Raw genomic sequence first — 24,980 nt, forward strand, 5'->3', positions numbered from 1 at the left:
CGATGCGTCAACTTTGGGTTCACCACGACGAGGAGAACCCCATGCCAACCATCGTCCGCATCTTCACAGACCATGCTGCTGCTGAGGCAGCCCGCCAAGCCGTGCTCAACACCGGCCTCACGCTGGAGCGCGTCGCGCTGTCGCACCAGGGCGACGAGGCAGGTGCCTTGTGCGGCAACTTCCTCTGTGGCGACTACGAGCCCGGCGGCGAAAACGCCGAGACCTACGAACGCAAATTCCAGAATGTCGTGATCGGCGGGCGCTTTCTGCTGACCATCGACGCCGAGCCCGCACAGGTGGACGCCGCCGAAGCTGCGTTGCAGCCCGCCGGCGGACATGCCGTAGACGATCTCGGGCCGAAGGCCTGACCTTGCGCGGCGGTTCCTTCATGCAAGGGTTGTCATCACACGATGGAAGCCACCGGCTGCGTTGATTTGCGGCTTTCGGCCCAGGTTGTGCCCCACCACCCGGTGATGTCCGCAATGCGCCGCTTTTCGTAGAATCCCCGCCACAGAAGACTTGCGGGAGTGCTCATGCTGGATCCAGGCGTCGCCATTGCCACGTCGGCGCTGATGAGCTTTGTGCTCCTGGGGCTGCTAGGCTCGTTGCTGCGCGCTGGCAAGGCCGGCATTGCCGAATGGTTTGGTGCCAATCTGGCTGTGGTGCTGGCGTTGCCATTGATCCTGCTGCGCGGGAAGATTCCCGACAGCCTCTCGGTTGTTGTGGCGAATATTCTGTTGGCGCTCGGTGGCGCTGCCTACTACGCGGGCTGCGCGCGTTTTCTCGGCCGCCGGCCGCAGTGGCCAGTCCTGCTGGCAGGTGTGACGGCGGTGGGGGTGGCGGTCATCTACTGGCGCTACGCTGTCGACAGTATCCCCATGCGGGTGTTTTCGACGACGCTGTTTTCCGCCGCATTCTGCACTGCACTGGTGTGGATGTTGGTGCGCCATTCGCCCGCCGGTCGACCGACCTATCCGTATCGGGTAACGGCCATCATTGCTTTCGTGTTCGGCGTTTGTCAGCTCGTACGCGGTGTCTATTTCCTGACGCTGGATGCGGCTTCCAGCCCGAGCATGTTTGCCAGCGCCGGCAGCGTGCTGCTGCTCGTGGTGGCGGCGGCGATCATGCCCATCCTGTCGATGTCGGCCATGCTGATGGTGCATGACGCGCTGCTGGCCGACGCGCGCGATGCGGCCAACCGCGATTTCCTGACCGGTGCGCTGTCGCGCCAGGGCTTTGAGGCGCTGGCGCGCCGCCATGTCGGCCGTGTGCAGCGACACGCCAAGCCGCTCGCATTGCTGATTCTCGATCTGGATCACTTCAAGCGCATCAACGACAGCCTCGGTCATGCTGCCGGCGATGCGGTGCTGCGCGCGTTCGTGCAGATGGCGCATGTGCAACTGCGGCCGACCGACGTGCTCGGGCGCATCGGTGGCGAAGAGTTTGCGCTGCTGCTGCCTGACACTGACAGCGGCAACGCCATGCATCTCGCAGACCGCTTGCGCAAAGCTGCCGCCGCGCAAGTTGTCATGGCTGGTGCGCAGCCGTGCCGCTACAGCATCAGCGGTGGCGTGGCGGCGTGGCAACCCGGCGAATCGTTCGACCGGCTGAGCGCACGCGCAGACCGCGCGCTGTACGACGCCAAGCATCAGGGGCGCAACCGGATTTGCGCTGCCGATGCTGGCAACGTCGTTACGGTGGCGTAGCGCTGCGCAAGGCAATGGCAATTCGTGCGGCGTAACATCTCGCTCCTAAATTTCAACGGGAGCCCGCCATGTCGAAGACGCAGTACTACGCCGCTACCACCCTGGACGGCTTCATCGCCACGACGGATCACTCGCTCGATTGGCTGATGCAGTTTGGCTCGCTGGAAGGCACGAGCTACGACGGCTTCATTCGCGACGTCGGCGCGCTGGCGATGGGTGCGTCCACCTACGAATGGCTGCTGCGCGAACTGACCAAGCCCGGCCCGGCGGGGCAAGCCCAGCCATGGCCTTACGTGCAGCCCGCGTGGGTCTTCACATCGCGCACGCTGCCGGCGGTGCAAGGTGCAGACATCCGCTTCGTGCGTGGTGATGTGGCGCCCGTGCACCGCGACATGCTCGCGGCAGCCGGCGGACGCAATCTCTGGATCGTTGGTGGTGGTGAACTCGCCGGCAAGTTTCTCGATGCAGGGCTGCTTGATGAACTCATCGTGCAGGTGATGCCTGTCACCCTGGGCTCCGGACTGCCGCTGTTGCCACGCCGCATCGTGCAGCCCGCGCTCAAGCTCACTTCCGCAGTGCCCTACAAGAACACCTTCGTGGAGATGCGCTACGAGGTCGTGCGCGGGTAGAGCAGGTTCCAGCGTAGGCCCGACGGGCCCGACGGGCGGGCCAAGCATCGCTGCGCATCAGCAAGTTGCTTGCCCGCAGCGCCCGATATGGCGCCATTTCTGGCGCTTCGGCATGGTGCTGTTTTGCGCAAAACCTGTCGATTTGACAACGCTGTCCGCGTCTCCTTTTCTGGACTGGCTTTCCGTCCACCAGGCAGGAGATGACGATGCATCGACAGGCTCACTTTTTGATCCGGTGCCGCGCGGCCAATGTTGCTGCATGGCTGGCGTTCGGTTTGGCGGCGTCGTCCGCATTGGCCGATGTGGGCGTGGGTGCCGCGCTGCCGCCGTCGCCCGACAAGCTCTACGGCGACTTGTTCGTGGCCGTGCAGACCGCGCAGGTGTATCCGGATCAGAAGACGTTTGTCGATGCCGTGCCCAAAGCCGCACCGGCCGTCATCCTGCAGGCCTACCAGGCACAGAAGAACGTGCCGGGTTTCTCGCTCAAGGCGTTTGTCGATCAGTACTTCACGCCACCGGTGGATACGCCCGTGACACCGCCTGCAGGGCAGACCTTGCGCGCACACATCGACTGGCTCTGGCCGGCGCTCACGCGCACGACGACCACCGCGCCTGACAACAGCTCGCTCATTCCTCTGCCCAAGCCGTACGTCGTGCCCGGCGGCCGTTTTCGCGAGGGCTATTACTGGGATACCTACTTCACCATGCTGGGTCTGCAGGAGGCTGGCCGCGAAGACCTGGTCGATAACATGCTAGACAATTTCGCCTATGCCATTGATCAGTTCGGCCACATTCCCAACGGAAATCGCACGTATTACCTCAGCCGCTCGCAGCCGCCGTTCTTTGCGTTGATGGTCGAGCTGGCCGCTCAGCAGGAGGGCGACGCGGCGCTCAAGCGCTACCTGCCGCAACTGCGCAAGGAGTATGCGTACTGGATGCGCGGCGCCACCACCACGCCCGTCGGGCAGGCGAGCAACAACGTCGTCGTCATGCGCGACGGCGTTGTCCTCAACCGTTACTGGGACGACCAGGACACCCCGCGCCCCGAGTCCTATCTGCAAGACATGACCACCGCGCAGCAAACACCCGCACGCCCCGCCAACGAAGTCTGGCGCGACCTGCGCGCAGCGGCCGAAAGCGGCTGGGATTTCAGCTCGCGCTGGTTCGGCGACAACGCCACGCTGGGCACCATTCGCACCACGTCGATCGTGCCGGTGGATTTGAACAGCCTGATGTTCCAACTGGAGAAGACCATCGCTCGCGGCTGCACAGCGGCGCGCGATTTTGCATGCACGGTCGAGTATTCAGTGCGCGCCGGAAAACGTGCCGTCGCCATCGAGCGCTACCTGTGGCACCCCGCCGGCTACTACGCAGACTACGACTGGCAGCTCGGCCGCATTCGCGACAACAAGTCTGCTGCGATGACGTATCCGCTGTTTGTGGGCGCCGCACGGCCAGACCGCGCGTGGAAGACGTTGCAGTGGACGCAGCAGGCGCTGCTGCAGGTGGGCGGGCTGTCCACCACCACCTTCAAGACAGGCCAGCAGTGGGATGCGCCCAACGGCTGGGCGCCGCTGCAATGGATCGCGCTGCGCGGTGCGCAGCGATACGGCTGGCAGCCACTCGCGCAGGCAATCGGCGAGCGTTTTCTCGGCAGCGTCGAGCAGCTCTACGCCAGCCAGCAGAAGCTCGTCGAGAAATACATCGTCGATGGAACGGGCACGGGCGGTGGCGGAGGGGAATACCCGTTGCAGGACGGCTTCGGCTGGACCAACGGTGTCACGCTCAAGCTGCTGGATGCGTATGGCCGCGGGCAGTAAGCTGGCGGTTCCATCCGCCACTGAGCCCCTCGCATGCCCATCGAACTTGACCGCGACGTCCGCGAAGAGGCCGTGCAATCCATCCAGCGTTACTTCACCGAGCACATGGAAGAGCGCATCGGCAACATTCAGGCCGGTGCGCTGCTGAGTTTCTTTCTGGAAGAGATCGGCCCGGTGGTCTACAACCTTGCCGTGCAGGAGGCGCAGGAACGCCTGCACACGCGTGTGGCCGAGCTGGACTACGAGTGCCATCAGGAGCCGTTCGGGTACTGGAAGAAATTCGACAAGCGCCGATAGTTCCCGGCTACCATGCCCGGATTCCATCGGGCTGCTCCGCTTCCATGTCTTCCTTGCGCGCATTCTTCAGCACAGCCTTCCGCTGGCAGCGCGGACGCCAGGGCACCGGCTACGACAAGATGCTGCTGGCCACCGCGCTGTGGCCCATCCCGTTTGATAGCTACCTGATCCGCTATCCGGACGGTTCAGAAATTCCGCCGCATACCGACCCCGTAACGAACGGCCGGCACTATCGGCTGAACATCGTGCTGAAGTCACCGAGGGCGGGCGGCGAGTTCGTCTGTGCCAGCCCGATCTTCCAGACGCGGCGCATCAAGCTTTTCCGCCCCGATGCGTGCGAGCACAGCGTGACGCGCGTGGTGGGTGGCAGCCGGTATGTGCTGTCGGTCGGATGGGTGCTAGGGCGGCGGGCTTGAGGGGTGGGAACAGAATCGTGACGCACGCATTTGCCGCCAACCCCTGGTTCCAGAGCCTGCCACCGCACGTGGCCAATGCGCTGCTCGAAGCTGCGGTGCCCCTGCACATCGCAGCCGGCGCATTTCTCTTTCGCCAGGGCGATCCGATGGACGCCGGTTCGCACGCGTTCTTTGGCGTGGCCAGCGGCGCGCTCAAACTTTCCATCTTCAACGCTGACGGAGATGAGGCCATCCTCACGTTGGTGGAACCTGGCAACTGGTTTGGCGGGGTGTCGACGCTTGATCAACAACCGCGCGGCCATTGCGCAATCGCGCTGGAAGCATCGGAAGTGCTGGCTGTGAGCGTGGAGCGCTTTGAAGCATTGATGCGCGATGCCGCATTTGCCGGAGCGATTGCGCGGCTGGTGGCGACGCGCTTGCGTCTGGCGTATGGCTCACTGGCGAGTGCGGCGCTGCACGGTACGCGGGCGCGTGTGGCGCGGCGTATTGCTTCACTGGCACACGGCGATGTGTCGCAATCGGCAGAAGGCCGCGCGAGCATCTCCACCTCGCAAGACGCGCTGGCGATGATGTTGGGCATCAGCCGGCAGACGCTCAGCAAGGAGCTGCAGGCGCTGGTCAAACTCGGCGCGATCCGCCTGCGCTATGGCCACATCGAGATTCAGGACATGACGTTGTTGCTGGACGCGAGCGAGGCCGGCGCCGACTAACCCGCAGCCCGCAAGGCCGCCAGCAGATCACTGCCTGACCAGCTTGGGCGCGTGGCAGCAGATTCGGCGGCATGCACCATCGCACACAGCTGCGCGTTTACGGGGGCGCGTTGCCCCAGGCGCTCCGCCAGGCGCACAACTTCGCCGTTGATCCAGTCGACTTCGGTCGTGCGTCCGGCGGCAAGGTCGTCGGACATGGATGAACGCGCGAGCGGGTCTATGGCGAGCATCTTGCCGCCCAGCCGCGCAAACACTGCATCGGGTGTGGCGAGCAGGCGTGGAATCCACGTGGGCGGTATGGGCGTCAGCTTGGCGGGCTGGATGCCCGCGCGCGACAGCAGCCGCAGCGCCTCCATTTGCGCCAGCGCGAGGCAGCGCCGATATGCACGCTGCGACAGCTCTTCTTTCAGTGGCTGGTTGGCCAGTGCGTTGATGGCGTTGTTCAGGTTGAGCAGCAGCTTGGCCCACTGCACGGCTGTCATGTCGGTCCGTTCCGTGAGCGCCAGACCCGCGCGGAGGAAATCACCGAGAAACGGCTGCAGCAAGGGTGACGCTGCCACTTCCAGCTCACCGCCCGTGCCTTGGTGGAAGGCGCCGGGGCCAGGCTGCATCACATTGAAGGGCACCATGCCGGCCAGCACGGTGTGCTGCGGCAGGGTGGCCCGCAGCACGTCGGCGTTGCCAAGACCGTTCTGGAAGCTGATGACGATGGCGCCCGCGCGCAGCAGGGGCTTCAGCTCATCGGCCACGGACTGCGTGGCTGCAGATTTGACCGTGACGAGCACGAGATCGGCATCGGCGGCCGCGCCGGGATCGGTCGCGTAGCGCACCTCAGCCGCCGGTACCTGCCAGCGGCCGTTGCGGTAGTCCGTCAAGGTGAGGCCGTGCTCACGCAGTGCGTTGCCGATGCGCGCGCGGCCGACCAGCGAAACATCGGCACCGGCTGCCAGCAGACGGCCACCCAGATAGCAGCCGATCGAGCCGGCCCCCACGATGCAGATTTGCGCCATGCGTCTCCCTGTTGTTGCGCTGACTTGTCACGCCAGCCGCGGTACCTCGTACACCAGCGCCGGCTGCAGTGTATCGATGGCTTCCACTGGTTCGGGCGGGCGCCACATGAACAGCGAGAAAGTCATCTTCTCGGGCGTCACGTCGATGATGGTAAAGCCATTTTTCTCCGTCGGGCGCAGCGCCTCCTGCATGGCGACGGACAGTGCGGGTGTGGTTTCGATGCTGCGGAATGCCGAAGGGAAGGCGAGGTCGCCGGTGCCGAGCGTGCCGGTCATGACCGTATGCACCGGATGCGCGAATGTCAGATCGCCCGAGCGCGACATGGACCCGGCCGCCGATGCATGGAAGTCGCCCTGCACGATCACGGCCGCACGTTGTTTCTGCTCGGCAAGCGCTGCCACCAGGCGCTGGTGCTGCGAGTGCCAACCGGCCTGCCAACCGGGCTTGGGCTGGTTGGCGACGAGGCGGCCGGTCTTCCTGTCGAGCAGGTCCGGATACCAATCGCCCAGCTTGCCCGACGAATACGCAAACGGTAGCGACGGCACATGGAAGAAATGCGCGGTGTCTTCGGCGCGCGTGCGGGCTACGAGCCAGTCCTCCACCCATTGCGGCACCACGCGTGCGTGGATGCCCTTGTTGTCGAGAAAGCGCCGGCAGTCGTACAGCACGGCTTCGAGCAGCGCGCCGTAGCGCAGCGTGCCGAAGGCGCTGTTGGTGTCGGTGGGCATGCCGGCCTTGTCACCGCCGGGCAGCCACACGGGGCGGTTCGCGTCGGGCAGGAACTCGGGGTAGTAGCGATGTTGCGTGAGCTCAGCGCCCACCAGACCGTACGGCTCCGGCGGCAGTGTGGCGACCTTGTCGTCGAACTCGTCGTTCTCGAAGGTGTCGTGGTCGTCGGTCAGGAAATACGCCGGCGTGGAGCGCAGCGTGGTGCCGTACAGGCCGCTGATCTGGTAATCGCACACGCGCGTGAAGATGGCTTCGTTCTTCGGGTGCGACATTGGCACCGATGTGTCGAGCGCGCCGCCAAATTTTGCCCACATCAGTTCGCGCACCTGGCGTGCGAACGGCTTGTTCTGCGAGGTCTGCAGATCCCAGTAGATGTGGTCGCCATTGGCGATGACGGTGTCGGGCGCGAACGACATGCCGCGTGCGAGCAGGCGACGGCGGGCGGTCATGTCCAGCCATGCGGTCTTGCCGGCTACCGGCGGGCCGTCATAACCGCCGGCGCAGGTGTAGGCCAGGATGCGCAGGCGCGCGGGGGCGGCATCGGGTGCGGGAAAAGTCCGCAGCGGCCATGCGTCGGCCAGCGGCTTGCCGGCCGCATCGACAATGCGCAGCGTGTATTGCGTCGCGGGCTGCAGGCCCCGTGCATCGAAGCGCCAGAAGCGGCCGGCGGCATCGGTCTGCTCCCCGGCGACGCGCTTGCCGTTGACCATCAGCCACGGCGCACGCGCAAGCGGTGCCTGGAACGATGCCTTGATGAGAAAGCGGTCGTGGCTCGCCGCCGGAATCAGATGCGTGAGCTGGCCGGCATGCCAGTTGGCGTCGGCGGCATGCGCGGCGGCTTGCGCGCCTTCCGGCAGGCTCACGCCCAGTGCGCCAAGGCTGGCAGCGGCGGTGCCGAGCGTCAGAAAATCGCGCCGGCTCATGCCGTGCGCAGGGGTGTTCGGGGGTGTGCGGGAGGGCATCGTGATCCTCTGGCGTGGAGCGGAGACGCCATCGTGCCGAGCCCTGCACAGGCTGAATGTTCAGCTTTTGACAATTTAGGGGTAGGCCCCAATGCGGCGCGCCCATCGCACCAATGACAAACACCCCGGGGGCCGAAGCCACCGGGGCGTTTGTCATGTCAGATGATGCCGGTGCTGCTGCTTAGTAGCCCCACACCTGCATCTCGTCCAGCGAGTAACCCCATTGCGTGGCGCGCTGCGTGCCGTACATGCGCACATAGCGGCCGCTGCCCTTGAGGTTGGCCAGCGCTGTGTGGCCCCACGAAGCACCGCTCGACGTCGAGTAGATGTTCGTCCAGGTCACGCCGTCATTCGAGGTTTGGATGTAGTACACCTTGGCGCCGGCGTCCCAGTACAGGTCGACGCCGGTGATGGTGCGGGTCGAGCCCAGATCCACCATCAACCATTGCGCGCCGGCAACGCCTTCCACTGAATCCCAGCGCGTGCTGGTGGTGTTGCCGTCAAACGCGTAGGCGGGGCCGAAGCTTGCGCTGTAGCTGGTGGACGCGCTGGCCGGCTTGCCCTGCGAGAGCAGGGTGACAGCCTGTGCGGCGGCCGTCGGCGTGCCCGGGTAGTAGTTCGAGCCGAGCTTCGCCTTGGTCGTGTCCGAGTTCACACCAAACTGCGACAGGCTCCAGCGCTGGCCGTTGCTCGCATCGCCCAGGTAGAGCTGGTAGCCGCCCGCGCTCGTCGACGAGAAGAACACGTAGTTCGTGCCGTTCACGGGCGACGGGTCGGAGTTGTTGCTGTTGCAGTCGTTGAGTGTGAGCTGGTTGGGTGTGTCGCTCGGGTTGACCTTGGTGTAGATCTGGTCGGCCTGGCTGGTAGCGTCGTACCAGCGGGCATAGAAGACGGTGCCGTCGGCGCGCACGATCGGGTAGTACGTCGCCAGGCCCGCCGGCGTGTCGAACGCCACCTTGGTGGTGCTGCCCACGGTCTGTTTGTACAGGCCCATGCCCGAACCTGTGCCCGTGGTGTAGTAGACGGCCGTGCCGTCCGGCGTGGCAAACGGCATCGAGTTTTCCAGCGTCGGTGCCGTGCGCGTCAGATTCACAGTGGAAGTGAAGACGGGGCCCGAGCTGGTGTACGACAGCGCGGCCTGCATGACATCGCCGTTCTGCTTGAAGAACAGCGATTTGCCGTCGGCGCTGAACTTCGGGTCTTCATTACGCGTCTGGCCGGTGCTGTTGGTCAGGTTGATCGGCATGCTGGTCGAACCGACTTGCCAGAAGAACACGTTCCACGCGTTGTTGGTGATGCCCATGAAGGCGATCCACTTGCCGTCGGGGCTGAACACCGCATTCATCGGGTCCTGGATGCCCCAGGCCGCCTTCGACACCTGCTGCAGCGTGCGTGCCGAAAAATCGTAGATGAAGAGCTGACTGGTGCCGTCGCCGTAGCTGACGTAGCTGTGATACGCGAGCTTGCCGGTCAGGCTGGCAGGGAAGGTCGTGTTGGATTGCGTGGGCGGATTGGCAACGCAGTTGGCCTGGGCACCGGCAGAGAACAGACCGAGGGCAGCGGTGGCGACAAGGCCAAGAGAAATCAGAGTGGAGCGCATGAAACGGGACTTCCTATGCAAATGGGTCAGTGGGGCGGGACAACCGCCGCATTAAGTCCGCGTCACTTTTTTGAATTTGGGCAAAGCTCCGCCAATTCCGGGAAATCCGGATTTGAAAAAGCGCCACAAACCGGGGGAGTGACGAGGATGAAGACGCGCCAAAAACCCTGTTGCTTCGTACCGTCGTGTTTCTTGTCGGGGTCTCGACTACATCGAGAGGGCGAGTCGCGGACCAGACTGTAAGGGTTTCGCTGACACTGTGAAACCCCAATAAGAAAGCCCTTCTTGCCCTAATTCGCTGCCGTGGTAGCGAATCGCCACACGCGTGTGTAAATCTGACACGTCAATTTTTCCGAACGTCGGTCAATCTGCACGTGCAACGTCGATATTGTTATTTTTACTGCGGCGTTTCGTCGCGGGGCGGCGGTGTGGTCCTTGCTGGGTGTCGCGCTTTCGCACCACTGCAATGTGGCGCCGGCGCACGCTTTGCGGCGTTTTCTGCACCGCAACGCGACGATGCGTACGGAGACGCACCTAGGCAGGAACCGCGAGCAATGGTGGAAACGGACGATACGAATTCCGCCTCCCCGGACTTTGTAAGAAGGGCCGATCAGGTAGACAGATTGCAATGGCGATTGCGGACATCTCGCGCATAAAGATCTGATTTAAATAATGGGCGTGTTTTTGCGCAAAGCCGTTTGACTATCCATTCATTTATCACTGTATTGCACTATTCCAATATTCGAGAAAACCTACTAATTGCATAGGCTATGCCTGTGCGCGCAATTCGTTTTGGATTATGTATAGTTCCAGCACGCCAACGATTGCCCTCAGCAAAACGCAAGGCTGATCACGCTTTCCGCCCGTTTTGAAATGAGGAAAGCCAGTTGGCGGGAATGGGCCGGGCATGGCGATTTAGCGTGTGTTCTGGGGGCTAATGGGATGGGCGTTCACAACCAATTGCCGCACGGCTGCGCAACATCCTGGCGTGCGGAATTGCTGCGCGAGTTGAACGCCCTGCGCGATGCCGATGCGGTCATCCGTTGCCTGCAACAGGCGGTGGCTCTACTGGGTTTCGACTATTGCGCCTACGCCCTGCGTGCAGCCATTCCGATCACGCGCTTCAACACCATCTGCTGGAGTACCTACCCGGAGCACTGGCGCGAGCACTACCGGGTGCGCGGCTACTTGGCCATCGACCCGGTGCTGCAATTTGGGCAGCGCTGCGTCAAGCCAATGCTGTGGTCCGACATCGCCACGGCAGACGCACCGTTCTGGATGGACGCGCGCCGGCACGGGCTCAACCACGGGTGGTCGCACACCATTCGGGATCACACCGGCATCTTCGGCACCTTCAGCCTGGTCCGCAGCGCCACGCCTATCACCGAAGATGAACTGGCCGCCCGCGAGCCCGAAATGATCTGGCTGAGCCAGCGCGCGCACGACAGCATCAGCACGCTGATGGCAGAAAAGGTCTTGCCCGATGCCGCCACGCGCCTGAAAGAGGTTGAACGCCGGACACTGCACTGGACGGCCGAAGGCAAGACGGCGGCCGAAGTCGCGGCCATCCTGGAGATGACCGAGCGCAACGTGAACTTTCACATCCGCAACGCCATCACCAAGCTCAATGCTGCCAACAAGACGCATGCCGTGGTGAAGGCCGCGCTGCTCGGGCTGATTCCGGCAACGCTGTAGCGCAGTTTTAGAGGTATCAGGCCGTGGCCCGCACGACCCGGGCGGGGCGCATGGCTTCAAGGTAAAACCCATCGTCACTTTGCTTGGCACGCCGCTTGGCGAGTGCGGCGGCAGTGCCGATGTCGTCGCTGCTGCGCGCGGCACCAGGGTACACGTGCAGCGCGCCCACCGCCATCGTCACAAAGCGGAAGAAGGCTGGCAGCCCTTTGCGGTCTTCGGCGTGGATGCCGCCCGCAGAGCGGTCTGCCGGCGTATACATGGCGAGCGCGTTGGCGTTGAACGCCGCCATGGCCTGCGTGATGCGCGCCTGCCAGTCGGCACTCTGAAACAGGATCAGGAAATCGTCGCCGCCCACGTGGCCGAGAAAGTCGCGCGTGGGCTCGCAGGCAGTGGCCAGCACGGCGGCGGCCATCTTCAGCATCTCGTCGCCTTGCCAGTAGCCGTATTGGTCGTTGAAGGGCTTGAAGTGGTTGAGGTCGACATAGCAGGCATAGAACTCTGCGCGCGCCTCCAGCAAACGTTCAATGTGCAGATTCAACGGAATGTTGCCCGGCAGGAATGTGAGCGGGTTGGCGTAGCGTGCGGCCTCGATGCGGATTTCCGTCACGGTGCGCACCAGCTCTTCACCGGTGCCCAGGCCCAGGTAGCGGCCATGCTCGGTGATGATGAAACCGTCGGTCAGGTAGCGTTGGTCTTCGCTCATCAGCAGCGCGGACATGTCTTCGAGCGAAGCGGATTTTTCCACCAGCACCGGCTGCCGGTTGGCAAACGCCAACGCCGGCTTTTTGCCGTACAGCTCGCGGTGATATGGCATCGCATAGCGGTCGATAAAGGCTCGGCGCGCGACGAGCGCGAGCGGCCGCTCGTCTTCATCGAGCAGCGCCACGGCGTGCAGATCGGGGTGGCGGTTGAACAGGTGCAGTACGTCGTCGTTGCTGCTGCGCAGGGGCACGGTGGGTGCCACGCGCAGCAGCTTGCTGGCCGTGATGGCGCGCCAGCCCACGCGCACAGCCTGAGGAAACACCGCAATCTGCGAAGACTGCAGCACGCGCGCCGCGTGGCTCGACATGTCGCTCGCGGGCTTGTCCTGTGGGCGTGCGAGGAAGAAACCTTGCCCAAAGCGGATGCCCAGATCGCGCACCACGCCCAGTTCGTCTTCGGTCTCCAGCCCTTCGGCAATGATGCTGGTGGCGCTGCCCTTGAGTGTCTGTTGCAGCGTGCGTGCCATGTCCAGCTTGGCCGGGTGCTTGGCAATGTCACGCAGGAAATATTTGTCGAGCTTGATGAAGTCTGGCGTCAGTTCGATCAGCAGGTTCAGGTTGGCATTGCCGGTGCCGAAATCGTCAAGCGCGCATTGCAGGCCAAAGTCGCGTGCCACCGACAGTGCCTCGGCAAAGCTGGCCAGATCATCGATCGGCGTTTGCTCGGTCAGTTCGATGACGATGCGCGAGGGGTGCAGGTCGTGGTCGGCAATGGCATGCAGCAGGCGGGCATGGTCTTCCAGTAACTGGCGTACGCCCTGCGCGCTGAAGTTCAGGAACAGCTTGCCCGGCAACCGCATCGCCGAGAAATTGGCGATGGCCAAACGCGCAGCGGTGGTCTCCAGGGCAATCGTGCCGGCTGTGTCCGACGCTGCGGCAAACAGCGCTGCGGGCGACTCCATGGCCGAACCCACCGGCCCGCGCAGCAGGGCTTCGTAGCCGAGCACCTCGGTGGTCGACAAGCGGAAGATCGGTTGGAACACCGTGCGCAGCATCTCGGGCGCAATGCCCGCAGGCAGGGGAAGCGGTGAGAAAGTCATGACGTTGGCGGTAGACGCAAGATCGGACATTCCGCTAAACGACCCGCTGAACACAGAGTTGAATGAATTTTTTGTGACGCACGCAGCGGCGCGGGTTCGCGGGACATTGTCCCCACCACAGAGGGGCGTGGTTCAGTATGCTCGATACGCCTGCGTCTTCATCGGGCGCTGTCCATTTCGATCCCATTCACGCCGCGCTTGACCCTCACACTGTGTGAGGTCCTAGCCTACATCCAAGCCAGAAGACAGGAGCCACGATGTTGTTGAAAGTGGGCGATCTCGCCAAACGCTGCGGCCTCTCGGTGCGCATGCTGCATCACTACGACACCATCGGCCTGCTCACGCCTTCGGCCCGCTCCGACAGCGGCTACCGGCTGTACGACAAGGCTGACGTCGCCCGTCTGCACCAGATCCAGGCCTTGCGGCGCTTCGGCATGTCGCTGGCCGATGTCGGGGCTTTCCTGGCCAATCCGGACATTCCCCTGACCACGATCGTGGAACGGCAGATTGCGATGCTCGATCAGCAGATCACGCAAACCAGCGTGCTGCGCGATCGGCTGTCGCGGCTGCACGGCCAGCTCGTGCGCAAGGAGGAGCCCGAATTGACCGAGTGGCTCACAACCTTGGAATGGATGACCATGTACGACAACTATCTTTCGCAGGAAGAGCGTGCCCGCGCCGAACGCATGGACGCCGATACGGCCCGTCATGAACGGTGGGCGGCATTGGTATCGACCGTGCAGGATGCGATGACGCGCCAGGTGCCCTCACGCAGCAGCGACGCACAGGCCCTTGCAAAGCAATGGATGGCACTGCTCGCGCAGGACGCGGCACTGGACCCGGTTCTCACGGCGAAGCTGCACACGATGCACATCAACGAGCCGGCGTTGCAGCAGCGCACCGGCATCAGCCTGGAAATGCTCGACTTCATCATGGAGGCGGCGAACGAAACCAAGCTGGCGATCTATGCGAAGTATCTGTCGGCGCAAGAGCTGGAGTTCATGCGCGCAAACTTTGGCAAGCGCGCTAACGAGTGGCCGACGTTGATTGCCGAGGTGCGGCAGCATCTGGCCAAGGGCACGCCACCGCATGCGCCGGCCATGCAGGAGCTTGCGCGGCATTGGATCGAGCTGTTCCGCTCATATGCCGGGGATGATCCGCAAACGCAGGCCAAGGTGCGCCTTGCAATGGAGCGGGAGCCGGAGCTTTCCGCCAGCCCGTGGATGGGTCCGGATCTGATCGCCTATGTGCGCGAGGCGATGGAAGGGCTGATGAAGGCGGCATAGCGGCGGCGCTACAGACGGCGGGTTCCATCGCGTTTCGATGATGACTCGGTGGGCCCGCCAAGCGTTTGCACAAAATCAGGCGGCCTCGTCCGTGGAAAGTGCAACGGCGTCGAGTTCGCGCATCGCCTCTTCCGGCAACGCAATCGCTGCCGCAGCGAGGTTCTCGCGCAGGTGGGCGACCGACGAGGTGCCCGGGATCACCAGAATGTTCGGTGACCGGTGCAGCAGCCATGCGAGGGCCGTCTGCATGGGAGTCGCGCCGAGCCGCGTCGTCACATCGTTGAGCGTGGACGATTGCAGCGGGTTGAACCCGCCTAGCGGAAAGTACGGGACATACGCGATGCCGTCGGCGGCCAGTGCGTCGATCAGGCCGTCGTCGTTTCGGTGCGCGAGGTTGTAGTGGTTCTGCACGCAGACGATGTCGCAGATTCGCCGCCCTTCTGCGATCTGGTTGGCCGTGACGTTGCTCAGCCCGATGTGCCGCACGAGCCCCTGCCGTTGCAGTTCGGCCAGGGCCGTGAGCGGCGCTTCGATCGATCCTTCGGCGGGGCCATGCGTGTCGAACATGATCCGCAAGTTCACCACGTCCAGAGCATCCAGACCGAGGTTGCGCAGGTTGTCGCGCACGGCTTCGGTCAGCGCCTGCGCTGAAAATGCCGGCAGCCACGCGCCCTGGGCGTCGCGCCTGGCGCCGATCTTGGTGACGATGAGCAGATCGTCGCGATAGGGATGCAAGGCTTCGCGGATCAGTTGATTCGTGATGTGCGGGCCGTAGAAGTCGCTGGTGTCGATGTGATTGACGCCCGAGGCAACGGCTTCACGCAACACCGCAAGCGCCGCGTCACGGTCCTTGGGCGGGCCGAAGACGCCGGGGCCGGCGAGCTGCATGGCGCCGTAGCCGAGACGCTGCACGCGATGGCTGCCGATGGAAAACGTACCGGACTGAACGATGGGGGACATGGTCACACTCCTGTGTGAAAAACGAGGTGACGGCAGATTAGGCGTAAGCGCCCTGCTCGATAAGAGGACATAATCCGCACGGGCTGTGCGAAAAAATGAACAATGCAAGTCGATCTGGGTGATCTGAATGCCTTCGTGGCGGTGGCGCAAGCCAAGGGCTTTCGCGAGGGCGCAAGGCTGATGGGCGCGAGCGCATCGGGGCTGAGCGAGGCGGTGCGTCGGCTGGAGACGCAGCTTGGTGTGCGCCTGCTGAACCGCACGACGCGCAGCGTCTCGCCAACCGAAGCGGGGCAGCGCCTGCTTACCCGTCTGCGGCCGGCCTTGAGCGAGGTGGAAGCCGCGCTGGACGTCGTCAACAATTTCCGCGAAAGACCGGCAGGCACCCTGAAGCTCAATGTGCCGATGAGCGCCGCGCGGCTCGTGCTGCCCGCCATCATCCCGGGCTTTCTTGAGGCCTATCCCGAGATCCGGCTGGAGGTCGTGGCCGAGGAAAGTTTCGTCGACATTCTTGCCGCCGGCTGCGACGCGGGCATCCGCTATGACGATCGCCTCGAACAGGACATGATCGCCGTTCCGATCGGGCCGCGAACGCAGCGGTTCGCGACGGCGGCGGCACCCGGCTATCTCGATCGACGCGGCCGCCCCACGCATCCGCGCGACCTGTTGGACCACGCCTGCATGCGCGGGCGGTTTGCGAGCGGCGCCATGCCGCCGTGGGAATTCGAGCGCGACGGTGAAGTGGTCAACGTGGACCCGTCGGGCCCGCTGCTCGTCCGTATTGGCGGTGCGACCGATCTTGTCGTGGACGCCGCTGTTGCCGGCGTCGGCGTCGTGCATCTGTACGAAGACTGGCTGCGCCCGCATCTTGCGAGCGGGGCGCTTGAACCCGTGCTCGAAGATTGGTGGCGGCCGTTTCCCGGGCCGTATCTCTACTATCCGGGGCGGCGGCTCGTGCCGGCTCCGCTGCGGGCGTTCATCGATTTCATCAAAGCCGGTTCGGATAAAGACGCGATCTGAGCTTTCGCACCCGGGGCTCTCGCTAAGGCGTCACTGCTGCAACGAAAAAAACGCCCGCCGGCAGAACCGGTCGGGCGTTTTTTCTTGCGAGCAACAGCGGTGTCAGGCGCGTTGCGGCACGGCGCGCGGCGCACGCTTGGTGTCGTGCGCTTGCACGTCGTCATGTACGTGTTCGACTTCATCCAGATAGCGCGTGTGCCAGCCGCTGGCCACGCCCCAGTGGTAGAAGAACAGTGAGAGCACTGCCACGATGCCCATGTCCCAACCGTAGGGGATGTAGCCGTGGCCGCCGAACTCCGTGCTGCCGCAGTACGACAGCGCGGCGATGGTCGGCAGGTAGGCGATCATCCACCACGCGCCCTTGAGTTCCGTCTTGAAGTCGGGCCAGCCGGCCTTGGCCTGGTAATAGAAGTACACGGGCAGCGCCACCAGCATCAGCACGATGATCTCGCCCGTCAGCGGCCACTTGGCCCAGTACAGGATGAGCGATGCGCACACAAACGCGAACGGCGCGACGAGCGACAGCCCCGGCAGACGCAGCGGGCGATGCAGTTGCGGCGACGTGCGGCGCAGCGACATCACGCTGATCGGGCCCGTCAGGTACGAGATGACGGTGGCCACCGAGATGACGGCAGCCAGCGCGCCCCAGCCACGGAAGAAGAACAGGAAGATGAACGACACCGCCAGGTTGAACCACATGGCCGGACGCGACACGCCAAACAGCGGGTGCACGCGGCCGAAGATGGCCGGCATGGTGTTGTTGCGCTCCATCGCGTAGATCATGCGTGTGGTGGTGGCCATGTACGTGCTGCCGGTGCCTGACGGGCTGACGAAGGCGTCGACGTACAGCACGACGGCCAGCCAGTTCAGGTTCAGCGCAATCGCCAGTTGGGCGAACGGCGAGTGGTAATCAATGCCGTGCCAGCCATTGACGAGCGACTCAGGCGGCACCGCGCCCAGGAAGGCCACTTGCAGCGCCACGTAGATCACCGCGGCCAGCAGGATCGAACCGATCACCGCGATGGGCACGTTGCGGCCCGGGTTGCGTGCCTCGCCCGCAAGGTTGATCGGGCTCTGGAAACCGTTGAATGCAAACACGATGCCGCTGGTGGCAATGGCGGTCAGCACCGCAGACCAGCCGTACGGGGCAAAGCCCTGTCCTGCCACGTTCGCACCCGTGGCCGTGCCAAAGTTGCCCGGGTGGAACCCTGCTGCAACCAGGGCCACCGCAGTTGCGGCCGGAATGATGAACTTGAAGATCGTGATGGCGTTGTTCGCCTTGGCAAACACCTTCACACCCCAGTAGTTCAGCAGGAAGTACACGACGACGAGCACCGCCGACAACACAAGCCCCGGCGGCGTGAGCTCACCGTGCTGGAACAGCGACTGCGCCCAGGGCCACGGCCAACTGCTCATGTACTGGATGGATGCCTCGGCCTCGATGGGGATGACGGTGACGATGGCGATCCAGTTGGCCCATGCCGCCACGAAGCCCACCAGTGAGCCATGCGAGTAGCGCGCATAGCGCACCATGCCGCCCGATTCCGGGAACATCGCGCCCAGTTCGGAATACGTCAGGGCAATGGCCAGGATGACGACTGCGCCGATGATCCAGGTGAAGATGGCAGCGGGGCCCGCCACCTTTGCAGCGTGGCCGGCGCCGAACAGCCAGCCGGAACCGATGATCGAGCCCAGCCCGGTCAGCATCAATGCCCAGGCGCCCAGATTGCGTTGTACGTTTTTTTCCAAGAGGAGTCTCCGCCCCGGCGAGTCGGAAGTTCGACAGGGCATCGCGGTTGCTTACCAGTCCGCTTAGTTCTACCGAGGCGACGCTGTTTGGGCGCCGCCCGCCGTCCCATGTGGTGGGTGTCACCAGCCTGGGACATGCGTGTGCCGGATGATGCGCAGCATCAACCGCACCCGTCCGGCCGCGATGAAAGGCAAAACACGGTGTCTGCCTTCCGGGGGGATTCGCGTATAGTCATCGACGGCGTTGTGCGGGGTGCCGCACTTGCCGCCCGATTCCGGAGCCCGCAATGGGGCGCAATGATAGCGAAATCGTGAGCGGTTGCACCGCCTTTTTCATCGTTCCTCGCAGTTTTTTCTCCCCATGGAGTCCTCTTTCGCCACTTCGGTTGCACCTGCGTCACCTGCGCAGTGGCACAGGCGCGTGCTGACGCTGGCGTTTCCCATCGTGCTGGCCAACCTGACGCAGCCGATCCTCTCGGCGGTGGATACCGCCGTGGCCGGGCATCTGCCGGGGCCGGAATACATTGGCGGCGTGGCGCTGGGCGGGGTCTTCTTCAACTTCGTGTTCTGGGGGTTTGGCTTCCTGCGCATGGGCACCACGGGGCTGGTGTCGCAGGCGCACGGCGCGGGCGACACGCAAGCGTTGCGGGCCAGCGTGGTGCGCGCGCTGCTGCTGGCATTCGCCATTGGAGCGGCATTGCTGGTGCTGCAGGTGCCGGCGATCCGCATCACGCTGGCGCTGCTTGGTGCGAGCGAATCCGTCACCCGCATGGCCGAGGTGTATTGCCACACGCGCATCTGGTCGGCGCCGTTTGCGCTGGCCAACTACGTGGTGCTCGGCACGCTGCTCGGGCGCCAGCAGGTGCGGCGTGCTTTGCTGCTGCAGGTGTTCATCAACACCGTGAACATGGTGGCAGTGCTGACCCTGGTGCTGGGGGCTGGCATGGGCGTGGGCGGTATTGGCGCGGCAACGGCGCTGGCTGACATTGCCGGGTTTGGGCTCGGCATGCTGCTGCTCTGGCTGCAACGGCCGATGGGTTTGCCGGCGCTCACGCGCGCCGAATTGCTCGCTCGCGACGCCTGGCGCCGCCTGATGGGCCTGAACACCGACATCTTCCTGCGCACGCTGTGCCTCCTGGCCGCCTTCGGCTGGTTCGCCCACGCGGGCGCCAAGCAGGGCGACGTGGTGCTGGCGGCCAACGCGCTGCTGCTCAACTTCCTGACCTTCATGGCCTACGGGCTGGACGGCTTTGCGCACGCCGCAGAAGCGCTGGTGGGCGCCGCCATGGGCGCGCGCGACCGCGCTGCGCTGCGGATGGCGATTCGCGTGTCGACGTTCTGGTCGGTGCTGGGCGCAGGGCTTTTTGCCGCCGCATACGCGCTGGCGGGCGCCGGCATTATTGGCATGCTGACCGATCAGGCCGCCGTGCGCGAAGCCGCGCGCCACTATCTGGTGTGGGCGGCACTCCTGCCGATCGTGTCGGTATGGGGCTTCCAGTTTGACGGCGTGTTCATCGGCGCGACGCGCACACGTGAACTGCTGGTGACGATGGCCGTGGCGGCTGCCGCGTTCTGGGGCTTGTCGGTCACGCTGCAGCCGCTGTGGGGCAACCACGGGCTGTGGTTGTCGATGCTGGGGTTTATGGCGTTGCGCGGGCTGATGCTCGGGGTGCTGCTGCCGCGCGTGTGGCGGGCGCCTCAACTGCAGGCAGCCTAGGCAGCATCAATCTGCAGCGGCTACTGCGCGTATTCCACCACCAGCAACGCCGTCGCCACCGTCTTGCCGGCGTTTGAGATGGCGTGCTGCACATCCCCTGGGTAGCGCGCCGATTCCCCGTGCCGCACCTTCTTCTCACTCGGGCCGGATTGCACGTTCACCGTGCCGCTGAGCACGGAGATGTGCTCCTTCGAGCCCAGCTCGTGCGGCTCTGACGCGAGCACGCCGCCGGGCTGGATCGCCAGTTCATACCATTCAAAGCGCGCCGCCAGGTCCACAGGGCCAAGAATCTTCAATTCGCACTTGCCATCCGGGCTTTTGATGACTGGGATGGAGTGAGCGGGGATGACCGTCACCGCGGGCGCCGCATCGGCCGCGCCTTCGGGCGACAGAAAATCTGCCAGCCCTACGCCAAGCGCGCTGGCCAGGCGCCACAGCACCGCGACGGTCGGGTTGGCCAGATTGCGCTCGACCTGCGAGAGCATGGATTTGGACACGCCTGCGCGCCGCGACAGTTCATCGAGCGACAGCTTGCGCGCCTGGCGCAGCGCTTGCAGCTTGGCACCAACGGCGGGCGGGCCGTCGGCAAGGACATCGGTGGCGGGGGCTTGTGCCATCGGTTGGTATCTTGTAAATTGAACGAATTATTCGATATATCGAACATGTTCGATTTATCGATCAACGCAGTCTACAGGAGCAGCACCATGGGGACAACGCAAGCCAATGCTTCCACCGACGCCTTCTACGCGCACATCCGCCGCGAACTGGAGGCGATCGAGGAAGCCGGTCTCTACAAGACCGAGCGCATCATCACCTCGCCGCAGGGCGCTGTGATCCGCACGGCTGACGGCAAGGAGGTCATCAACCTCTGCGCCAACAACTACCTGGGCTTGTCGTCGCACCCGGAGGTGCTCAAGGCTGCGCACGAAGCGCTTGACACGCACGGTTTCGGCCTCAGTTCGGTGCGCTTCATTTGCGGCACGCAAGACCTGCACAAGACGCTGGAAGCGCGGCTGGCGAAGTTTCTTGGCACGGAAGACACCATCCTCTACGGTTCGGCGTTCGATGCCAACGGTGGCTTGTTCGAAACGCTGCTGGGCGCGGAAGACGCCGTCATCAGCGACGAGCTGAACCACGCGTCCATCATCGATGGCATCCGCCTGTGTAAGGCGCAGCGCTATCGCTACAAGCACAACGATCTGGATGATCTGCGCGCGCAACTGAAGGCGGCCGATGCGGCGGGCGCGCGCTTCAAGCTGGTGTTTACCGACGGCGTGTTCTCGATGGACGGCACCATCGCGCGGCTGGATGAAATCCGCGCCATTTGCGACGAGTTCGGTGCGCTGCTGGGCATTGACGAATGCCATGCCACGGGCTTTCTCGGCAAGCGGGGGCGCGGCTCGCACGAACACCGCGGCGTGTTCGGCAAGATCGACATCATCACCGGCACGCTGGGCAAGGGCCTGGGCGGTGCATCGGGCGGCTTTACGAGTGCGCGCAAGGAGGTGGTGGCACTGCTGCGCCAGCGCTCGCGGCCGTATCTGTTCTCGAACACGGTGGCGCCGTCCATTGTTGGGGCCACCATCAAGGTGCTCGATCTGCTGGAAGCCGACACCGCGCTGCGCGACAAGCTTGAAGACAGCGCGCTGTATTTCCGCCGCAAGATCGTCGAGCTGGGCTTCGATATCAAGCCGGGCGACCATCCCATCGTGCCGATCATGGTGTACGACGCCCAGAAGGCGCAGGCCCTGTCCAAGCGCCTGCTGGAGTTGGGTGTGTACGTGGTCGGCTTTTTCTACCCGGTGGTGCCCAAGGGGCAGGCGCGCATCCGCGTGCAGATCAGCGCCGTGCACGAGCGCGCGCAACTCGATGCGGCGCTCAAGGCGTTTGAAACCGCCGGCAAGGAACTGGGGATCATCTGATGAGCACCGGAACCAGCGCGAATTTTGGAACGGCGCCGCGCATTCTCATCATCGGCGCCAACGGGCAATTGGGGACGGAGCTGGCCGCCGCGCTGGCCGAACGCTACGGCACTGGCAACGTCGTGACCAGCGACATGGTGCCCCGGGGCCGCCACCCGCAGATCCGCCACGAAACACTGGATGTGACCGATCGCGGCCAGTTGCGCGAGATCATCGAGCGCCACGGCATTACCCAGATCTATCACCTGGCGGCGGCGCTGTCGGCCGCGGCAGAGCAATCGCCCACGTGGGGCTGGGCGCTCAACATGAATGGCCTGCTGAACGTGCTGGAGGCCGCGCGCAATCATCAGCTTGAGCGCATCTTCTGGCCCAGCTCGATTGCCGCGTTCGGGCCCACCACACCTGCGGACAACACGCCGCAGAGCACGATCATGGAGCCCAAGACCGTCTACGGCATTTCCAAGCTGGCGGGCGAGGGCTGGTGCCGCTGGTATTTCGAGCATTACGGCGTGGATGTGCGCAGCCTGCGTTATCCGGGCCTGATCTCGTACAAGACCGCACCGGGCGGCGGCACGACCGACTACGCCATCGACATCTTCCATTCGGCCGTGAAGGGTGAGCGCTATACGTGCTTCCTTGATCACGACGAGGCGCTCCCCATGATGTATATGCCAGATGCCGTGCGCGCCACCATCGAGTTGATGGAGGCACCGGCCGAGCGCATCACCGAGCGCGGCAGCTACAACCTGGCAGGCGTGAGCTTTACGCCGGAGCAGCTGGCGGCCGAGATCCGCCGGCATCGTCCGTCGTTCGAGGTGGCGTACGCGCCGGATTTCCGCCAGGCGATTGCGGCCAGCTGGCCGAATTCCATCGACGATTCGGTCGCCCGGCGCGATTGGGGCTGGAAGCCCGAATACGGCGTGGCGGAGATGACGACCGACATGCTGCAGAACCTCGCGCACTTGGCTACGCATCCGGCCTAGGCAGCTTTAATTAGGGGAAGTGCGAGTCTTCCCTAGCGCTGTTTTCTGTTTCGCTTCGATCGGTTGTGTTCAACAATGCAGCATGGCCATCACATCTCGTCCCTGCCGCATGTCTTCTTCGACACCCGACCCCGCGCCGCGCCATCGCGACGATCTGCCGCCCGCCAAGCGCACGTGGTGGGTGCCGGTGCTGCGCATGTCGGTGGCGGCCGGCGCGGTGGCGGCCATTCCGCACACGTCGATCCAACTGCCGTTTGCCGACGGTGCCTGGATGCTGCATATGGCGGCGGGCATCATCTTCATGGTGGGCGCCATCGACAGCCTGTTCCTCTTTGCCATGCGCCATAAGCCCTGAAGGGGCGCATCGGTCATCTATCCGCTGCCGGCCTGCCGCTAATGTGGCGCCTGCCGCGCTCGCTCGGTAAGTTTTAAAACAGGTTGTAAAAACGTTCAGTGGACAACCGACGGCATGACCGGGCCTGCCGTCACACGCCGCGAATTCGTAACTGAATCGTTACAGAAATGGAGTGGATTTGCGGCGTCGCACCAATCGATGCCACCGCCCAGCGATCCTTTGCCACAGTGGGTTTTCACCGCCTTCCTCATGACCGCATTTGTGCCGCAAGTGTAAGCAGATGTTGCGCTGCACGTAGGTGGCCCGATGCTTGCTCTATGTCGTGCGGTCACTCTGCATGTGCAAGGCATTTCCGCCACATGCAGAACATGTTCTTCCAATAAGCGAATCCGGAACCGGATTGGTCCCCACGGCACCACGGTTTCCACGGCATTCGCAATTCGCTTCTCCAGATCCGGCACATCGCCGGTGGCAGGGCGCTTCTCTCGGACGGTCCCGGGGTTTCGACGGTCACATGCGTGCTCGCCCGCAGCGGCTGGCCTGCGCGCGCCTGACCGGAATCGCTTCACAAGAAAACGAGGAAACCATGAAAGCAGTCCTGCTGGAGAATCATCCGTTGCTACGAGCCGGACTTGCGCAGTTGCTCGCGCATCCCACCCTTGGCCTGGAGGTCGTCGCCCCGGCATTGCCTGCGGGCATCCCCGGCGAACTGCACGCGTTCGATGAGCGAGCCGATCTGCTCGTCATCGGGCTGGACGAGGCCGAGGGCCCGATCAACGCTGGTCAATTCGCTGCCCAATTGCGCGAGGCCATCGATGCCAGCGAGGCCAGCCGCGTGGTGCTGCTCGCCGCAAGCCTGTCTGCTGAAGAAGCGCACGTCGCCATGACGTGCGGTGTGGACGCCTACTGCGCCAAATCGCAATCGCCCGAAGTCTTGCTGGCCACGCTGCGGCTGGTGCTGGCCGGCGGCCAGTCGTATCCGGCGTTGATGCCGCGTGCGGCGAATGCAGTCATGCCGATGCTCTCGCTGGATGCATCGGAAGCGGCGCAGCGGCTGAATGTTTCGCTGCGACAGTACGAAGTGCTGGTGTTGCTGTCGCGCGGTCACTCCGTCAAGGGTGTCGGCCGCCTGCTGGGCATTTCGGAGGCCACCGTCAAGACGCACGCGTGCACGCTGTATCGACGCCTGAACGTGCGCAACAAGAGCGAAGCGGTGTACGCCGCCATGCGCCTGGGGATTCCACTGGAACTGCAGGGCGGGGCTGCCGCCACCATCAGCGCTGCATCTGCGCACACATCGGTCCAGGTGTCTGGAGATGCGCAAGACGCAGATGTGTTCGTGCAAACCGCTGCACGCACACCGACTCCGCTCCAGGCCGGCGCACCGGCCCGAGACGCGGTGATGGCGTCTTCATCCCCCCAGCCGGGAGCGTCCGAGCGGACCACCACATCGGTGACTGCTTCGGGCGCTGAACTGGGCGCCGAATCGCGCTGGGCCGCCATGACACGGGCCTTTGGGGGCGTGACGCCTGCCAAGCCGATGCGCGCCCCGGTGCGCACCGCCAACGGTACGGCCCGCCTCGGCTGACTCAGCCCGGTCAACTCTTCATGCAAT

22 protein-coding genes are annotated in these 24,980 nt (G+C 64.2%); 15 read left to right on the forward strand and 7 right to left on the reverse strand.

Annotated elements, in window-relative coordinates; all coding sequences use genetic code 11:
* The first annotated feature begins 41 nt into the window (after window positions 1-41).
* The 7 genes from DOD19_RS17775 (at window position 42) to DOD19_RS17805 (ending at window position 5,578) form a co-directional block, all read left to right on the forward strand.
* Complete coding sequence (locus DOD19_RS17775; protein ID WP_024977927.1) at window positions 42-368, forward strand: hypothetical protein; 327 nt, start codon at window positions 42-44, stop codon at window positions 366-368.
* A gap of 165 nt (window positions 369-533) precedes the next feature.
* On the forward strand, window positions 534-1,706 hold the full coding sequence (locus tag DOD19_RS17780; RefSeq protein WP_112186916.1) for a GGDEF domain-containing protein: 1,173 nt from the start codon (window positions 534-536) through the stop codon (window positions 1,704-1,706).
* Window positions 1,707-1,774: 68 nt separating this feature from the next.
* Complete coding sequence (locus DOD19_RS17785) at window positions 1,775-2,335, forward strand: dihydrofolate reductase family protein (RefSeq protein WP_024977925.1); 561 nt, start codon at window positions 1,775-1,777, stop codon at window positions 2,333-2,335.
* Window positions 2,336-2,541: 206 nt separating this feature from the next.
* The gene (gene treA, locus DOD19_RS17790; protein ID WP_204360074.1) at window positions 2,542-4,155 is read left to right on the forward strand and encodes an alpha,alpha-trehalase TreA; all 1,614 of its coding nucleotides are present in this window, start codon (window positions 2,542-2,544) and stop codon (window positions 4,153-4,155) included.
* 33 nt (window positions 4,156-4,188) lie between these two features.
* Window positions 4,189-4,452: a DUF2164 domain-containing protein gene (locus tag DOD19_RS17795; RefSeq protein WP_024977923.1), complete on the forward strand. Its 264-nt coding sequence runs from the start codon at window positions 4,189-4,191 to the stop codon at window positions 4,450-4,452.
* A gap of 44 nt (window positions 4,453-4,496) precedes the next feature.
* Window positions 4,497-4,868 carry a 2OG-Fe(II) oxygenase gene (locus DOD19_RS17800; protein WP_024977922.1) on the forward strand — a complete coding sequence of 124 codons (372 nt, stop codon included), beginning with the start codon at window positions 4,497-4,499 and terminating at the stop codon, window positions 4,866-4,868.
* A 17-nt stretch (window positions 4,869-4,885) separates the two neighbouring features.
* The gene (locus tag DOD19_RS17805; RefSeq protein WP_112186918.1) at window positions 4,886-5,578 is read left to right on the forward strand and encodes a Crp/Fnr family transcriptional regulator; all 693 of its coding nucleotides are present in this window, start codon (window positions 4,886-4,888) and stop codon (window positions 5,576-5,578) included.
* On the opposite strand, the gene DOD19_RS17810 is transcribed toward DOD19_RS17805, so the two are convergent.
* From DOD19_RS17810 to DOD19_RS17820, 3 genes are all read right to left on the reverse strand, one after another.
* Complete coding sequence (locus DOD19_RS17810) at window positions 5,575-6,588, reverse strand: 2-dehydropantoate 2-reductase (RefSeq protein ID WP_112186920.1); 1,014 nt, start codon at window positions 6,586-6,588, stop codon at window positions 5,575-5,577. The genes DOD19_RS17805 and DOD19_RS17810 overlap by 4 nt on opposite strands.
* Before the next feature lie 27 nt (window positions 6,589-6,615).
* Window positions 6,616-8,280, reverse strand: a complete 1,665-nt coding sequence (locus tag DOD19_RS17815) for an alkaline phosphatase D family protein (RefSeq protein WP_112186922.1) — start codon at window positions 8,278-8,280, stop codon at window positions 6,616-6,618.
* 181 nt (window positions 8,281-8,461) lie between these two features.
* A complete protein-coding gene (locus DOD19_RS17820) occupies window positions 8,462-9,880 on the reverse strand; it encodes a discoidin domain-containing protein (protein WP_112186923.1) in 1,419 nt (472 codons plus the stop codon).
* A gap of 942 nt (window positions 9,881-10,822) precedes the next feature.
* On the opposite strand from DOD19_RS17820, the gene DOD19_RS17825 reads away from it, so the two are divergent.
* Complete coding sequence (locus tag DOD19_RS17825; RefSeq protein WP_112186925.1) at window positions 10,823-11,575, forward strand: autoinducer binding domain-containing protein; 753 nt, start codon at window positions 10,823-10,825, stop codon at window positions 11,573-11,575.
* A gap of 16 nt (window positions 11,576-11,591) precedes the next feature.
* On the opposite strand, the gene DOD19_RS17830 is transcribed toward DOD19_RS17825, so the two are convergent.
* Window positions 11,592-13,376 (reverse strand): phosphodiesterase, encoded by a 1,785-nt coding sequence (locus DOD19_RS17830; RefSeq protein ID WP_204360075.1) that lies wholly within the window; start codon window positions 13,374-13,376, stop codon window positions 11,592-11,594.
* A 257-nt stretch (window positions 13,377-13,633) separates the two neighbouring features.
* On the opposite strand from DOD19_RS17830, the gene DOD19_RS17835 reads away from it, so the two are divergent.
* The gene (locus DOD19_RS17835) at window positions 13,634-14,662 is read left to right on the forward strand and encodes a MerR family transcriptional regulator (protein ID WP_024977915.1); all 1,029 of its coding nucleotides are present in this window, start codon (window positions 13,634-13,636) and stop codon (window positions 14,660-14,662) included.
* A gap of 75 nt (window positions 14,663-14,737) precedes the next feature.
* Here the strand turns inward: DOD19_RS17835 and DOD19_RS17840 are convergent, their stop codons facing one another.
* On the reverse strand, window positions 14,738-15,622 hold the full coding sequence (locus DOD19_RS17840) for an aldo/keto reductase family oxidoreductase (protein WP_112186929.1): 885 nt from the start codon (window positions 15,620-15,622) through the stop codon (window positions 14,738-14,740).
* Between the two features lie 102 nt (window positions 15,623-15,724).
* Between DOD19_RS17840 and DOD19_RS17845 the strand changes: the two genes are divergently transcribed.
* Window positions 15,725-16,639 carry a LysR family transcriptional regulator gene (locus DOD19_RS17845; RefSeq protein WP_112186931.1) on the forward strand — a complete coding sequence of 305 codons (915 nt, stop codon included), beginning with the start codon at window positions 15,725-15,727 and terminating at the stop codon, window positions 16,637-16,639.
* A gap of 102 nt (window positions 16,640-16,741) precedes the next feature.
* Here DOD19_RS17845 and DOD19_RS17850 read toward each other — a convergent pair whose 3' ends face one another.
* The gene (locus DOD19_RS17850) at window positions 16,742-18,388 is read right to left on the reverse strand and encodes an APC family permease (protein WP_024977912.1); all 1,647 of its coding nucleotides are present in this window, start codon (window positions 18,386-18,388) and stop codon (window positions 16,742-16,744) included.
* Window positions 18,389-18,749: 361 nt separating this feature from the next.
* Between DOD19_RS17850 and DOD19_RS17855 the strand changes: the two genes are divergently transcribed.
* Entirely contained in the window at window positions 18,750-20,105 is a 1,356-nt protein-coding gene (locus DOD19_RS17855; RefSeq protein ID WP_112186933.1) for an MATE family efflux transporter, read from the forward strand.
* Window positions 20,106-20,125: 20 nt separating this feature from the next.
* Here DOD19_RS17855 and DOD19_RS17860 read toward each other — a convergent pair whose 3' ends face one another.
* Window positions 20,126-20,722 (reverse strand): XRE family transcriptional regulator, encoded by a 597-nt coding sequence (locus DOD19_RS17860; RefSeq protein WP_112186935.1) that lies wholly within the window; start codon window positions 20,720-20,722, stop codon window positions 20,126-20,128.
* A gap of 87 nt (window positions 20,723-20,809) precedes the next feature.
* On the opposite strand from DOD19_RS17860, the gene kbl reads away from it, so the two are divergent.
* From kbl to DOD19_RS17880, 4 genes are all read left to right on the forward strand, one after another.
* Entirely contained in the window at window positions 20,810-22,027 is a 1,218-nt protein-coding gene (gene kbl / locus DOD19_RS17865) for a glycine C-acetyltransferase (protein ID WP_024977909.1), read from the forward strand.
* The gene (locus DOD19_RS17870) at window positions 22,027-23,010 is read left to right on the forward strand and encodes an NAD-dependent epimerase/dehydratase family protein (RefSeq protein ID WP_024977908.1); all 984 of its coding nucleotides are present in this window, start codon (window positions 22,027-22,029) and stop codon (window positions 23,008-23,010) included. Before kbl ends, DOD19_RS17870 begins: the two co-directional genes overlap by 1 nt.
* 109 nt (window positions 23,011-23,119) lie before the next feature.
* Complete coding sequence (locus DOD19_RS17875) at window positions 23,120-23,365, forward strand: hypothetical protein (RefSeq protein ID WP_037032073.1); 246 nt, start codon at window positions 23,120-23,122, stop codon at window positions 23,363-23,365.
* Window positions 23,366-23,951: 586 nt separating this feature from the next.
* Window positions 23,952-24,953, forward strand: a complete 1,002-nt coding sequence (locus DOD19_RS17880; protein ID WP_112187229.1) for a response regulator transcription factor — start codon at window positions 23,952-23,954, stop codon at window positions 24,951-24,953.
* The last annotated feature ends 27 nt before the right edge of the window (window positions 24,954-24,980 follow it).

The sequence above is a fragment of the Ralstonia sp. GX3-BWBA genome (genome assembly GCF_003290055.1).
GTDB classification, from domain to species: Bacteria; Pseudomonadota; Gammaproteobacteria; order Burkholderiales; family Burkholderiaceae; genus Ralstonia; species Ralstonia holmesii.